Source organism: Paracoccus ferrooxidans, from assembly GCF_029909815.1.
GTDB classification, from domain to species: domain Bacteria; phylum Pseudomonadota; class Alphaproteobacteria; order Rhodobacterales; family Rhodobacteraceae; genus Paracoccus; species Paracoccus versutus.
Genome location: NZ_CP038198.1, coordinates 323,607 through 335,977, shown reverse-complemented (window position 1 = coordinate 335,977; position 12,371 = coordinate 323,607). Strand labels below are relative to the sequence as shown.

At 69.3% G+C, this 12,371-nt stretch carries 12 protein-coding genes; 2 read left to right on the top strand and 10 right to left on the bottom strand.

Annotated elements, in window-relative coordinates; translation table 11 throughout:
• Nucleotide 1: 1 nt before the first annotated feature.
• The 7 genes from E3U26_RS01675 to E3U26_RS01645 form a co-directional block, all read right to left on the bottom strand.
• Complete coding sequence (locus E3U26_RS01675) at nucleotides 2–475, bottom strand: hypothetical protein (RefSeq protein WP_499105256.1); 474 nt, start codon at nucleotides 473–475, stop codon at nucleotides 2–4.
• Between the two features lie 2 nt (nucleotides 476–477).
• Nucleotides 478–789 carry a hypothetical protein gene (locus E3U26_RS01670; RefSeq protein WP_499105254.1) on the bottom strand — a complete coding sequence of 104 codons (312 nt, stop codon included), beginning with the start codon at nucleotides 787–789 and terminating at the stop codon, nucleotides 478–480.
• The gene (locus tag E3U26_RS01665) at nucleotides 786–1,136 is read right to left on the bottom strand and encodes a hypothetical protein (RefSeq protein WP_499105253.1); all 351 of its coding nucleotides are present in this window, start codon (nucleotides 1,134–1,136) and stop codon (nucleotides 786–788) included. Before E3U26_RS01665 ends, E3U26_RS01670 begins: the two co-directional genes overlap by 4 nt.
• Nucleotides 1,129–1,386: a FeoC-like transcriptional regulator gene (locus tag E3U26_RS01660; RefSeq protein WP_072462561.1), complete on the bottom strand. Its 258-nt coding sequence runs from the start codon at nucleotides 1,384–1,386 to the stop codon at nucleotides 1,129–1,131. The genes E3U26_RS01665 and E3U26_RS01660 overlap by 8 nt, the downstream gene beginning before the upstream one ends.
• Nucleotides 1,383–3,701: a ferrous iron transporter B gene (feoB, locus tag E3U26_RS01655; protein ID WP_499105251.1), complete on the bottom strand. Its 2,319-nt coding sequence runs from the start codon at nucleotides 3,699–3,701 to the stop codon at nucleotides 1,383–1,385. Before feoB ends, E3U26_RS01660 begins: the two co-directional genes overlap by 4 nt.
• Nucleotides 3,698–4,171, bottom strand: coding sequence for a FeoA family protein (locus E3U26_RS01650; RefSeq protein ID WP_499105250.1), 474 nt, complete (start codon nucleotides 4,169–4,171; stop codon nucleotides 3,698–3,700). The genes feoB and E3U26_RS01650 overlap by 4 nt, the downstream gene beginning before the upstream one ends.
• 638 nt (nucleotides 4,172–4,809) lie before the next feature.
• A complete protein-coding gene (locus E3U26_RS01645; protein ID WP_499105249.1) occupies nucleotides 4,810–5,175 on the bottom strand; it encodes a MerR family transcriptional regulator in 366 nt (121 codons plus the stop codon).
• A gap of 74 nt (nucleotides 5,176–5,249) precedes the next feature.
• Between E3U26_RS01645 and E3U26_RS01640 the strand changes: the two genes are divergently transcribed.
• Together E3U26_RS01640 and E3U26_RS01635 are read left to right on the top strand one after the other, a co-directional pair.
• A complete protein-coding gene (locus tag E3U26_RS01640; RefSeq protein ID WP_499105247.1) occupies nucleotides 5,250–6,515 on the top strand; it encodes an NADH:flavin oxidoreductase/NADH oxidase family protein in 1,266 nt (421 codons plus the stop codon).
• An 11-nt stretch (nucleotides 6,516–6,526) separates the two neighbouring features.
• Entirely contained in the window at nucleotides 6,527–7,213 is a 687-nt protein-coding gene (locus tag E3U26_RS01635; protein WP_499105246.1) for a type 1 glutamine amidotransferase domain-containing protein, read from the top strand.
• A 550-nt stretch (nucleotides 7,214–7,763) separates the two neighbouring features.
• Here E3U26_RS01635 and E3U26_RS01630 read toward each other — a convergent pair.
• From E3U26_RS01630 to E3U26_RS01620, 3 genes are all read right to left on the bottom strand, one after another.
• The gene (locus tag E3U26_RS01630) at nucleotides 7,764–8,585 is read right to left on the bottom strand and encodes a hypothetical protein (RefSeq protein ID WP_243784624.1); all 822 of its coding nucleotides are present in this window, start codon (nucleotides 8,583–8,585) and stop codon (nucleotides 7,764–7,766) included.
• 297 nt (nucleotides 8,586–8,882) lie between these two features.
• The gene (locus E3U26_RS01625; RefSeq protein ID WP_243784625.1) at nucleotides 8,883–10,157 is read right to left on the bottom strand and encodes an NtaA/DmoA family FMN-dependent monooxygenase; all 1,275 of its coding nucleotides are present in this window, start codon (nucleotides 10,155–10,157) and stop codon (nucleotides 8,883–8,885) included.
• A gap of 100 nt (nucleotides 10,158–10,257) precedes the next feature.
• On the bottom strand, nucleotides 10,258–12,333 hold the full coding sequence (locus E3U26_RS01620) for a TonB-dependent receptor (RefSeq protein WP_499105244.1): 2,076 nt from the start codon (nucleotides 12,331–12,333) through the stop codon (nucleotides 10,258–10,260).
• Nucleotides 12,334–12,371 lie beyond the last annotated feature (38 nt).

The following is a 12,371-nucleotide window of genomic DNA, read 5'->3' as shown; positions in this document are numbered from 1 at the left end:
CCTAGCCGTTCACCGGGCGCGGGCCGCTGCGGTCGGCCTGGGGATCGACCGCCGCCTGGGGCTCAGCGGGGGCCTCGGGCGTCGCCGGGGCTTCGGCGGCCGCTTCGGCCTCGGCGTCGTGATAGCGTTCCTTCAGCTCCTCGATCCCGCCCTGCAGCGTCGCCCAAAGCTGCACCGCGGTGCGCATGATGACGCGCTGCGCCGGCTCGCTGGTCAGAAGCCAGGCCGCGCCGGCGCCGACCGCCAGCCCCTTGACCAGCGAATCCGCCTGCGGATGCGGGTGCGGATTGGCCATGCCCGGCGCGGGCTGGCCGGGCTGGCCGCGATAGCCGGGAAAGGCCGGCGGGCCGGCCCATGGCTGGGGTTGCGGCTGGGGCTGAGGGGCCATCTGCTGGGCCGGATCGGGCGCCGGCCAGCCCTGGCTGCCGTAGAAGTGATAGTGATAATGCACCCCGCCGTTATCCTTGCTCGACATGCTCACCCCTCCTGACCGGGCTTGTGAAAGACGTGCGAGACGACCTCGCGCAGTTCCGGCTTGCGGGCCAGGACCACCACGCCGGCGCCGATGGCCGCGCCGAGCCAGAATTTCGAGCCGCTGGCCCGCGCGATCCGGCCGAGGTTCGACAGGCTGAGCCCGTCCTGCATCACCCCCTCCAGCACGTCCAGCAGATCGACCCGGCGCGGACCCGGTCCCGGACCCAAACCATAGCCATAGGGCCCGCCCTGCGGCCCCTGGCCATAGCCCCAGCCGTGGGGCTGGCCGGGGCCGGATTGATAATCGTTGCTCATGGGATGCTCCTTTGCGACTGGTGCGGGGACGCGCCGTCCCCAAGCTGGCGGTTCAGGGCCGCGGCGATCTCCGCGGCCCCTCCGTTCAAGATGACCTGCCAATCCGCCGCGCCGATCACCTGCGGATCGTATTCCACCACCACCGACAGCGCCGCCGGGTTGAGCCGCGCGATCCGCACCGGCAGGCGGTGCAGCAGGTCGAGGAACGGCGCCGGATCGGCCGAGGGCATGTCCCTGAGCGCCGCGGGCGCCAGCTTCAGCCGGATGCGGCCGGCAACGTGATGGGCCACGGTGACATGGCGGCGCAGGTGCAGGAAAGGGGCCAGATCGGGCATGGGATCAGCCATGGGGCACCTCGCGCGGGATCCATTCCCAGACCTCGGGCAGCATCTCGGCCACCGGGCAGGTGCAGCATACCGGCCCCTTGCCGCAGGAACCGCAAGCATCGGCCACCAGCCGGGCACGGCCCTTGGCGGCCCAGATCTGCATCATCGCATGGGCGTTGTCGCGGCTGGTCTCCAGCGCGATGGACAGGTCGGTCAGGCTGGCGCGATGCGCGCGCTCCATATAGTCGCGAAGGGCGGTCAGCGTGGTCATGCAGCACCTCCGATCCGGCCCGGCAGCGGGGGGCGCTCGGGCAGCCGCCTGCGCGCGACCGAATGGCCCACCGCCCAAAGCGCGGCCATCGACCCGGCCAGCAGCGCCAGGCAAAAGGCGATCCAGAGCGTCGCCTGCGCCGGGTCGCGGCCGAAGCGCGCGCCCTGGTAGAACAGCGTCGCCGCCGTCCAGCCCAGACCCGTGGTCCAGCCGGCCGAGAACGCGGTCCAGCGCCAGCCGACCTCGTGCCAGATCGCGCCCACCGCGGCCACGCAGGGCATGTAGAGCAGGATCATCAGCAGATAGGCGAAGGCGCCGGCCTGCCCGTCGAAACGCGCCTCCATCGCGCGGAAGGCGGCGGGGGCGACCTCAAGCTCCTCGGCCACCGCATCCTCGCCCTCGGCCGTATAGGAGACGTCGATCCCCAGCGGATCGCCGGCCGAGCCGAAGGCATCGGCCAGGTTCGCGGGAATTGTGGCAAGGGCGGTCGCGATCTGTTCGCCGATGCCGGGCGCCTCTTCCTCGGCCGCCTCGCCGCCGGCTTCCGCGACGCCAAGCTGGGTGTAAAGCGCGTTCAGCGTGCCGATCACCGCCTCTTTCGCCAGGATGCCGGTAAAGACGCCCACGGCGGCGGGCCAGTTGTCGTCGGTCATGCCCATGGGGCGGAACACCGGCACGATGCCGCGCCCGATGGCGGACAGGACCGAATCCGTCTCGTCCTGGTGGCCGAAGCTGCCGTCGGTGCCGACCGAATTGAGGAAGTTCAGCACCACGACCACCGGCACGATCACCCGCCCGGCCTTGACGATGAAGGCCTTGAGCCGGTCCCAGGCGCGCAGGATCACCGTGGTGAAGGTCGGCAGGTGATAGGGCGGCAGTTCCATGATGAAGGGCGAGGCATCGCCTTTCAGCACCGTGTTCTTCAGCAGAAGCCCGGTCAGCACCGCCGCGGCGATGCCGATGACGTAAAGCAGGAAGACCAGATTCTGCCCGGTTTCGGGAAAGAAGGCGGCGGCGAACAGCGCATAGACCGGCAGCCGCGCCCCGCAGGACATGAAGGGCGCCATCATCACCGTCAGCAGCCGGTCGCGACGGCTTTCCAGCGTGCGCGTGGCCATGATCGCGGGCACGTTGCAGCCGAAGCCGACGATCAGCGGCACGAAGCTTTTTCCCGGCAGGCCGATGAAGCGCATCGCCCGGTCCATGACGAAGGCCGCCCGCGCCATGTAGCCCGAATCCTCCAGCACCGACAGGAACAGGTAGAGAAAGGCGATGATCGGGATGAAGGTCGCCACCGTCTGGATGCCGCCGCCCACCCCGTCGGCCAGCAGCACCACCAGCCATTCCGGCAGGCCGATCGAGGACAGAGCCCGGCCGAAGCCGTCGACCGCCACCGCGCCCACCGCGATGTCGAAGAAGTCGATGAAGGCGCCGCCGATGGAAATGGTGAAGAAGAACATCAGATACATCATCGCCAGGAAGATCGGGATCCCCAGCCAGCGGTTCAGCACCACCCGGTCGATCCGGTCCGACATGGTGCGCGAGACGTCATGCGGCCGGGTCAGCACCGCAGAGACGATCCCGGTCACGAAGCCGAAGCGGGCATCGGCGATCAGGATGTCGCTGTCCTCGCCCAGCGCGCGCTCCAGCCCGTCGCGGGCGGCGGCGATCTGGGCTTCCAGCTCGCCCCCGGTCCCGGCCAGCGTCGGCGGATCGCCCTCGATCAGCTTCAGCGCCCGCCAGCGGCTGCCGGCATGGGGCATCAGCGCGGCGACGGCGGCCTCGATCTCGGGCGCATAGCGCGGCTGGGTGCCGGGGCCGGGGGCGGCGGTGATCGCGCGCTTCAGCGCCTCGATGCCGGTCCCGCGCGAGGCCACGACCTCGATCACCGGGCAGCCGAGCGCGCGCTCCAGCCCCGCCCGGTCGATGGCCAGCCCCCGCCGCGCCGCGATGTCGACCATGTTCAGCGCGACCACGATGGGCACCTGCATCTCCAGCAGCTGTGTGGTGAGGTAGAGGTTGCGTTCAAGGTTCGAGGCATCGACGATATTGACGATCACCTGCGCCGCGCCCGACAGCACGAAGTCGCGCGCGACGCGCTCGTCCTCGGACACCTGCACGGTCGCGCCCAGCGAATAGACGCCGGGCAGGTCGACCAGCTCATAGACCCGGTTCTGGTGGCGGAAGCGGCCGGTCTTTTTCTCGACCGTCACGCCGGGCCAGTTGCCCACCTCCTGCCGCGCGCCGGTCAGGATGTTGAAAAGCGTGCTCTTGCCGCAATTGGGGTTGCCGACGACGCCGATGACGATGGTCATTGCAGCTTCTCCACCGACAGAAGGGCGGCCTCGGCCTTGCGCAGGCTCATGGCAAAGCCGCGCAGGCTGATCTCGACCGGATCGCCAAGGGGCGCGACGCGGGTGATGGCGAATTCGACGCCGGGCGTCAGGCCCATGGACATCAGCCGCTGGCGATAGCCTGCGGCGCCATGGCCCAGCCCGAGGATCCGCGCCCTGTCCCCCGGCACCAGGTCGGAAAGCGTCAGCGCCGGCATCGCCGGCTCCAGCAGCCGCACCTTGACCCGCCGCGCGGTGTCGAGGCCCAGCGTCAGCCGCGCATCCTCGTTGATGGACACCAGCAGCCCTGCCCCGCTGCGCTGCACCACGCGCAGGCGGCAGCCGACATGCAGGCCAAGATCGGACAGGCGAAGCTGTTCTTCGGGCGGGGCCTCGATGGCGCGCACCCCAAGCGCGCCGTCCGGGGCTTCGTCAAGGGATACCGCGCACATGGATGACCTCGTTGGCAAGGAGGAAACGAGCTGGCGGCGGCTTGCCCGGATCGTTTGATCCTAGCCCGATTCGCCCTTGCCGTCCTTGATCCGCATCAATCCAGGCGCGCCGTGCCCGGCCCGGCCGGGCCAAAGGGGTCTGTCCCGCGCCGCGCGGCTCAGCCGTTTCCGGGTGGCGGCGCCATGCCCATGCCGCGCCTGGCGGCGAAATCGACCGGGATCGCCAGCCTTCCCGCATAGCCGCCCGCGGGATTGCCGCTCGGCACCACGGTCTGCCGCCCGCGGCGAGCCGTTCCTCTGCACCCGTCCCCGCGCCTGAGCCGACGGATCGCATCGCCGAGACCGCGTTTCCCAACAGCCCCCAGATGCCGCCCCGCGCCGCAGGCGAGAAACCGCGACCGGCCTTTCCTCTGAACCCGTCCCGGTGCCGAAGCCGACGGATCGCCGCCAAGGCACCGTTTCCCAGCAGCCCCCTTGGGACACCGACCTCCGCCTCACGCACCGAGGCGAGATGCGGCTTCTCGTCAACGATCCGGCCGCCCTGCGCGAATAGCAGGACGATCGAGATCGTCGCAGGCAATCGCAAGCCGGCTTGGCCCGACACTCGACACCGACGGGGCCAAGGGCCCTGCCCGCCCTTATCCCGCGGTTCCCGCCTGGCTCGCCTGCAACTCCCCGATCAGCGCCTCGATCCTGCGCTTTCGCTGCCGCGCCTCGGCGATCAGCGCGTCCACCGCCTCGCGCTTTGCGCTCAGCAGGCGGATCGCCTCGGCACAGGAGATCGGATGCGGGCCAGGGCTGACCTCGACACTGGCGATCTCGCGCAGGGTGAAGCCCAGCCCCTGCGCCTGCTCGATGAAACGCAAAAGCGCAACCAGTTCCTCGGGGTAGTCCCGATAGCCGTTCGGCCCGCGTGCGGCAGGCGCGACGATGCCGCGCTTTTCGTAGAAGCGGATGTGCGAGGTCGTCACGCCTGCTGCTTTCGCGATCTCACCGATCTTCATTCTGGCCCCTTGACCTTAAACCTAGGTTCAAACCCTATATCCCGATGCGACACGACAAGAAAGGATCGCGCCGCATGCCGGATATGTCCCAATCCCCGCTGTTCCAGCCGCTTCAGCTGCCCAGCGGCCAGACCATCCCCAACCGCATCGCCAAAGCGGCGATGGAGGAGAACATGGCCGACCTGCGCCACCTGCCGGGGGAACGCCTGGGCCGGCTTTACCGGCAATGGGCCGAGGGTGGCGCCGGGCTGATCGTCACCGGCAATGTCATGGTCGCGCCCGATGCGGTGACGGGGCCTGCCGGGGTTATCCTCGACGCAAGCCAGCCGCTGGCGCCGTTCAAGGACTGGGCGGCGGCGGGGCGCGTGAACGGGGCGCGGCTCTGGATGCAGATCAACCATCCCGGCCGCCAGGTCTTTGCCCGCACCACGCCCGAGGCCATCGCGCCCTCAGCGGTGCCGATGCGGATGGAGGGCGCCTCGCGCCTGTTCGCCAAGCCCCGCGCCATGACCGGGGCCGAGATCGCCGAGGTGATCCGCCGCTTTGCCGAGACCGCCGCGCTGGCCGAACAGGCGGGCTTCGACGGGGTGCAGATCCATGCCGCACATGGCTATCTGCTGAGCCAGTTCCTGTCGCCGCTGGCCAACCTGCGGACCGACGAATGGGGCGGCAGCCTGGAGAACCGCGCCCGGCTGCTGGTCGAGATCGTCCGGGCGGTGCGCGCGCGGGTCTCGCCCGGCTTCGGACTGGGGGTCAAGCTGAACTCCTCGGATTTCCAGAAGGGCGGGTTCGGGGCCGAGGATGCGGTCGCCGTGGTGCGGATGCTGAACGACCTACCCGTTGACCTGGTCGAGCTGTCGGGCGGCAGCTACGAAAGCCCGGCCATGCATGGCCGGCCCGCCGCCGCCAGCACCGTGGCGCGCGAGGCCTATTTCGTCGATTTCGCCCGCGACGTGGTGGCGGTGGCGCATATGCCGGTGCTGGTCACGGGCGGGATCCGCCGCCGCGCCACGGCCGAGGCCGCGCTGGCCCCCGATGACAGCCGCCCCGGCGTGGCCATGGTCGGCCTTGCGCAGGCGCTGGCCTGGGCGCCCGACCTGCCGAACCGCTGGCGCGCGGGAGAGGCGGTGGCCGAGGTGCCAGGGGTGCGCTGGAAAAGCCGCCCGCTGGCGAGCCTCGCCACCATGGCGCTGGCCAAGCTGCAACTGCGCCGCATGGGTGCGGGCAAGGCACCGACGCCCCGCGCCTGGGCGCCCGGCGTGGCGGTCCTCGACCAGGTCAGGACCGCCTGGCGCAGCCGCCGCTATCGCGCCTGGTTGCAGGCCCGCCGTCAGGCGTGAGAGGATCGGCCATGAAACGCATCCTGCATGTCATGACCAATGTCGCGCATTACGACGACCCGAGCCACCCCACCGGGCTGTGGCTGTCGGAACTGACCCATGCCTGGGACATCTTTGCCGCCCAGGGCCATGCCCAGCACCTGGTCAGCCCGCAGGGCGGCCGCGCGCCGCTGGAACCGCGGGCGCTGAGATGGCCGCTGCTGGACGCCTCGGCACGGGCCTGGCGGGACGATCCGACCCGGATGGCGCTGCTGGAAGAGACCGCCGCGCCCGACCGGATCGACCCGGCCGATTACGACGCCATCTATTTCACCGGCGGGCATGGCGTGATGTGGGATTTCCCCGACAGCGCCGGATTGCAGCGCATCACCCGCGAAATCTGGGAGCGGGGCGGCATCGTCGGCGCGGTCTGCCACGGCTATTGCGGGCTCTTGAACACCCGGCTTTCGGACGGCCGGCTTCTGGTGGCGGGCCGCCGCGTCACCGGGTTTTCATGGCGCGAGGAGATCCTCGCCGGGGTGGCCAAGGCGATGCCCTTCGATGCCGAGGCCGAGATGGCCCGGCGGGGCGCGCTCTACCGCAAGGCACTGCTGCCCTTCGTCCCGCATGTCGTCGCCGACGGGCAGCTGGTGACGGGCCAGAACCCCGCCTCGGCCAAGGCCACTGCCCGGCACATCGCTCGGCTGCTGCGGGAATGATTGGGGAAGCGCCACGCTATGCCGCTGGGCCGGTGGGTCATGGCGAATGTCCTGCGGCCTTCATTCCGCCGCAGCGGCGTGGCGAGGCTGTCCTGCGGAAGCCAGGCGCTTCAGCGCCTCGGCCAAGGCCATGGCGAAACGGATCGCCCGGATGCTGCGCGGCTGATTGGGGAAGCGCCACACCATGCCGCTGGGTCGGTCATGGCGAATGTCCCGCGACCCTCATTCCGCCGCGGCGGCGCGGCGGGGCTGTCCTGCAAAAGCCAGGCGCTTCAGCGCCTCGGCCAAGGCCATGGCGAAACGGATCGCCCGGATGCTGCGCGGCTGATTGGGGAGGCGTCACACCATGCCGCTGGGCCGGTGGGTCATGGCGAATGTCCTGCGGCCCTCATTCCGCCGCAGCGGCGTGGCGGGGCTGTCCTGCGGAAGCCAGGCGCTTCAGCGCCTCGGCCAAGGCCATGGCGAAACGGATCGCCCGGATGCTGCGCGGCTGATTGGGGAAGCGCCACACCATGCCGCTGGGTCGGTCATGGCGAATGTCCCGCGACCCTCATTCCGCCGCGGCGGCGCGGCGGGGCTGTCCTGCAAAAGCCAGGCGCTTCAGCGCCTCGGACACCTCCACCCGGCGATAGGTCTCGGTCGCCAGCCCCTCGGGCGAGCGCAGGGCCTGCCGGGTCTGCAGCGCCCTTTCCCGCTCTTCGGGGGCGATCTCGGCGTCGCAGGCGACCAGCCAATGCGCATAATCGTCATCGGCTTCCTTGATCGGGATGCCGCTGCTCGAGACCGCGCCGGGCGCACGGCGCATCGCGACGATCTCGGAAACCGGGCGCAGCACCTGCGCAGGATTGAACTCGGTGCGCCTGTCGGTTCCCGCGATCTCGACATCGCCACCCGTCACCCGCCCCGAGGCGTCATAGACGAAGGCAGAGGCGATGCGGTCGAGCGCCGCCTCGACCTCTTTCGGGCGATGCACCACCTCGCGCAAGGGGCGGTCGGGAACGGCGAGGCGGGTGATGCCGCGGTCGTTGATCGCATCCAGCACCTCGCGGTGATCGTCGGTACGCAGGATCACCTCGCGCCGGGCGGGCCAGAAATCATAGGGCGCATGGGCGCCGTGGCACTTGCCGATATGGAAGGCATAGATCTCGGGATAGACGGCACGGCTGCTGCGACGCGAGGGCTTCGCGTCGTAATAGGCCATCATCGCGGATTGCAGCAGGTGGGTGGCGCCGACCCCGCCCACGGGCTCGTCGATCACCAGGCCGAAACGGTCAAGCTCGGTCCAGCCGGGGAAAAGCTCGTCCAGCCCTGCGGGCCTGCCGCCGATGCGGATCGCGAACATGTCGGTGCGAAGCAGCGATACAACATGCATGATTCATCCTCCTGCATTGCGCTGGACCACTATAGGCGGCGCGAGCGGCCTGTCATCGGGCAATGAGGTTGCACGGGGCAAGACCGCGAGAGCCAGCTCAGCCCGCGAAACCGCCAGCGGGAGCGGATCGCATGGTCCCGATCGGCGCTCGCGCGGTTCACGGTCCCCGTCTGGGCGACCTGTCACCGGGCGATGAGGCCGCACGGGGCACGAGCGCGACCGGCCCGCGAAACCGCCAGCGGGAGCCGGATCGCTATCCCGATCCTGCACTCGCGCAGCTTGCGGCCGGGCGGCCGGTCATTCCTCCAGATGGCCGCGCAGGGTGTCGGCCGAGTATCGCGGCCGAAACAGCCCCTCCTGCACCAGCCGCGGGATCAGCGCCTCCAGCAGCAGGTCCAGCGAGCGGATCGAGCCGCCCGGCACGGCGATGAAGCCGTCGATGGCGCCGGCGCGGAACCAGGCGGCGATCTCCTGGACCGCATCCTCGACCGTGCCGATCACCTGCCAATGCACCGAGGCCAGGATCTCGGGCCGGGCCAGCAGGTCGGCGGGCGTCGGACGCTGGTCGCGCACGATGCGGCGCAGCGCCTCGCAATGGCTGGCGCAGCGGGACGAGCGGTGGTCGGCCGGCAGGTCCGCCGGGGTGATCGGCCGGTCCTCGGGCCAGTCCCGCAGGTCGAGGCCCAGGAATTCCTGGGCCAGCCGCATGCGCTGGCGGCGGTCGATCCGGGCATGGGTGGCCAGGAACAGCGCCCGCGCCTCGTCCCGCGTCTCGCCCAGGTAAAGGCTCAGGCCCGGCAGCAGCCGCACGTCGCGCGGCTGGCGGCCATGGGCCAGCGCGCGTTCGGACAATTGCCGCCGCATCTCCAGCGCGGTCGGCATGTCGGGCGTCATGCCGAAGACCATGTCGGCGACCTGCCCGGCGAAATCCACCCCCAGGCTTGATCCGCCGGCCTGCATCAGCGGAATGTCCGGGCCGGGATATTGCGGCAGGTTCATCGGCCCGCTGACCTGGAACTGCGGGCCGTGGTGGTCGATGGGCAGGATCAGGTCGGTATCGGCATAGCGGCCGTTCTCGCGGTCGACCAGCAGCGCCTCGGCCGGGAAGCTGGCCCAGAGCCGGCGCACCACCTCGGTGAACTCGGCCGCGCGGGCATAGCGCGCCTCGGACGAGGGCATCTCGGGCAGGCCGAAATTCTCGTTGCCCTGCAAGGCGGTGACGACGTTCCACCCCGCCCGGCCCCGGCTGAGCCAATGCAGCGACATCAGCTGGCGCGCGGCGTGATAGGGATGGCCGAAGGTGGTCGAGATGGTCGTGACCAGCCCGATCCGGCGGGTTTCGCGCGCGATCGAGGCCAGAAGCAAGGTCGGGTCCAGGCTGGAAAAGCCGAAGGACTGCGCCATCACCGGCAGGGGCAGGAAACTGGCGTCGGGGCGAAAGACGAAATCCATATGCGCCGCCTCGGCCCGCCGGGCCACGTCCAGCGCCAGGTCACTGGAATAAAGCCCCTCGATGCCGCTGTCCCTGTGCCGCCAGCCTTCGCCGCTGAGCCATGTGGGCGCAACGGACATGCCGATGCAAAGTCTTGGTCGGAGCATCATTCGCCCTGCCTGCCTGTCAAAGAAGACCGGCGCCACGGGGGCGCCGGCCGGAATTGCGCGGTGCAGCCGCCTAGAAGGTGCCGCGGATGCCGATGCCGACCATGCGCGGCGAGGTCATGCTGCCCTGGGTAAAGACCACATTCCCCCGCGCCGCTTCAAGCAGCGTCGGCGTGCGTTCGTCCAGAAGGTTGTTGACATAGCCGTAAAGCTCGACCCGGTCGTTGACGCGGTAGCTGGCATTGACGTCGACCAGGGTAAAGCCGTCCACCGCATAGGCCGGGGTGTTGGCGGTGTTGGAATAATAGCCGTCGATATAGCGCAGCTGCCCGCCCAGGTTCAGCCGGTCGGTCGCATCCCAGCTGGCGCCCAGCGTCAGCATCTTGCCGGGGGCGCGGGCGAATTCGTTGCCCTCGTAGGCGGGCATCTGGTCAAAGCGCTCGAACTTGGTATGCAGCAGGCCCATGCTGCCGCGCAGGGTCAGCGCATCGGTCGCGCGCCAGTCCGCGGCCAGCTCCAGCCCGTAGGCGCGGGCATCCTGGGCGTTCACGGTCTGCAGATAGGTCACGCCATTGACCAGATGCGCGATATTGTGCTGCGCATCGCTGTAATCCATGTAGAACAGGTTGCCGGTCAGCATCAGCCGCCCTTCCAGCAGTTCGGCGCGGGTGAACAGCTCGTAGTTCCAGACGGTCTCGGCGTCGAACTCGGTCCATTCCTTGGAATAGCCGAAGTCCAGCGAGATGCCGCCGGGGTTGTAGCCCTTGCTGACCAGCGCGCCGACGCTCCAGTCCGGCGTCGCCTGATAGGCCAGCGTCAGCCTGGGCAGCAGCGCGTCGAAGGTGTGGTCGTAATCCACGTCGCTGTTGGCGAACAGCGGCGAGACGTCGCCCTGCCGGCGGATGTGGTCGCGCTGATAGCGCAGGCCCGCCGACAGCGTCCAACGCTCGTCCATGCGCCAGTTCACCTCGCTGTAAAGGCCCAGGTTCGACTTCTCGTCGCGGAAGGTCGAGATGCCGCCCTGGTTCAGCCATTCGTCCTGGTCGGTGAAGGCGACATAGATGCCGGCCACGCCGCTAAGCCCGTCGGCCGGCGTGCCGAAGGTCAGCTTGCTTTCGTTCGAGTAGTTGTCCTGCGCGACATTCGCGTCGCCCATGGTCGGCGTGCCGACGCGGCGCTCGACATCCGAGGTCGAATATTGCGTCCTGCTGCTCAGCACCATACCGTTGCCGATGTCGTAATCCACGTCGAGGATCGCGGTGTCGGTGGTCTGGTCCCAGCCCGGCATCCAGGTGGCGATCGATTCCAGCTCGTCATAGGGTTCCGAGGCGCCCTCGGCGCTGGGGCGCTTCATCCGGCTGTGGCTGTAGGTCAGCTTGGCGGACAGGCCCGGCAGTTCGGCCGGCTGCCACAGCAGCTTCAGCCGCGCATTGGCGTTCAGGAAGTCCTGCCCGATCTCGTTCTGGATGAAGTTCGAGCCGACATAGTCGATGAAGGTGTCGCGGGCCGAATAGTCCAGCGAGACCCGCGCGGCCAGTTCCTCGGTGATCGGCCCCGACCACATGAAGGATGCGGCGCGCTGGTTGTAGTTGCCGCCTTCCAGCCGATACGCGCCCTCGGGGGTGAAGCTGGGATCCTTGGTGTTGACGATGATCGCGCCGGCGATGGCGTTCGCGCCCTGCGCGGTGGTCTGCGGGCCGCGGAACACCTCGACGCCGTCCACGTCCCAGGTCGAGGTCGCGCCGAAGTAAAGCTCGTTATAGCTGAGATAATGGCCGTCGAGGTTGATGGTCGCGCGCGGCACCGATCCGGCGAAGAAGGCGTTGGCGCCGGTATGCGGCCCCTGCGCGTCCTGGCCGCGGATGACCGGCGTGCTGACGTTGTCGGTATAGAGCACGTTCGGCGTGCCGGCGATGACGCCGCGGACCTCGGCCTTGCCGGGCTTTTCCTTTTCCAGCTCCTCGGCCGTCACCACGGAAACCGAACTGGGGGTCTCCATCAGGTCGCGGGTGATGGTGTCGCCGGTGATGATGACCGTCTCCAGCGTGATGGCTTCGGCGGGGGCTTCCTGCGCCTGCAGCGGCGCTGCGACCAGAAGCGTGACCAGGCTGACCCCTTGCGTCAGCCGCCTGCGATGATTCTTGGGCATGGGTTCCTCGGGCTTGTCGGCAAAAGCGCGGGCTGGCA

Excerpts from the sequence above, each read along its gene's own strand:
- E3U26_RS01645 (WP_499105249.1), bottom strand. The coding sequence starts at position 5,175 with ATGAAGATCGGTGAGATCGCGAAAGCAGCAGGCGTGACGACCTCGCAC.
- E3U26_RS01635 (WP_499105246.1), top strand. The coding sequence starts at position 6,527 with ATGAAACGCATCCTGCATGTCATGACCAATGTCGCGCATTACGACGAC.
- E3U26_RS01660 (WP_072462561.1), bottom strand. The coding sequence starts at position 1,386 with ATGACCACGCTGACCGCCCTTCGCGACTATATGGAGCGCGCGCATCGC.
- feoB (WP_499105251.1), bottom strand. The coding sequence starts at position 3,701 with ATGACCATCGTCATCGGCGTCGTCGGCAACCCCAATTGCGGCAAGAGC.
- E3U26_RS01670 (WP_499105254.1), bottom strand. The coding sequence starts at position 789 with ATGAGCAACGATTATCAATCCGGCCCCGGCCAGCCCCACGGCTGGGGC.
- E3U26_RS01675 (WP_499105256.1), bottom strand. The coding sequence starts at position 475 with ATGTCGAGCAAGGATAACGGCGGGGTGCATTATCACTATCACTTCTAC.
- E3U26_RS01620 (WP_499105244.1), bottom strand. The coding sequence starts at position 12,333 with ATGCCCAAGAATCATCGCAGGCGGCTGACGCAAGGGGTCAGCCTGGTC.
- E3U26_RS01630 (WP_243784624.1), bottom strand. The coding sequence starts at position 8,585 with ATGCATGTTGTATCGCTGCTTCGCACCGACATGTTCGCGATCCGCATC.
- E3U26_RS01650 (WP_499105250.1), bottom strand. The coding sequence starts at position 4,171 with ATGTGCGCGGTATCCCTTGACGAAGCCCCGGACGGCGCGCTTGGGGTG.
- E3U26_RS01665 (WP_499105253.1), bottom strand. The coding sequence starts at position 1,136 with ATGGCTGATCCCATGCCCGATCTGGCCCCTTTCCTGCACCTGCGCCGC.
- E3U26_RS01625 (WP_243784625.1), bottom strand. The coding sequence starts at position 10,157 with ATGTCCGTTGCGCCCACATGGCTCAGCGGCGAAGGCTGGCGGCACAGG.
- E3U26_RS01640 (WP_499105247.1), top strand. The coding sequence starts at position 5,250 with ATGCCGGATATGTCCCAATCCCCGCTGTTCCAGCCGCTTCAGCTGCCC.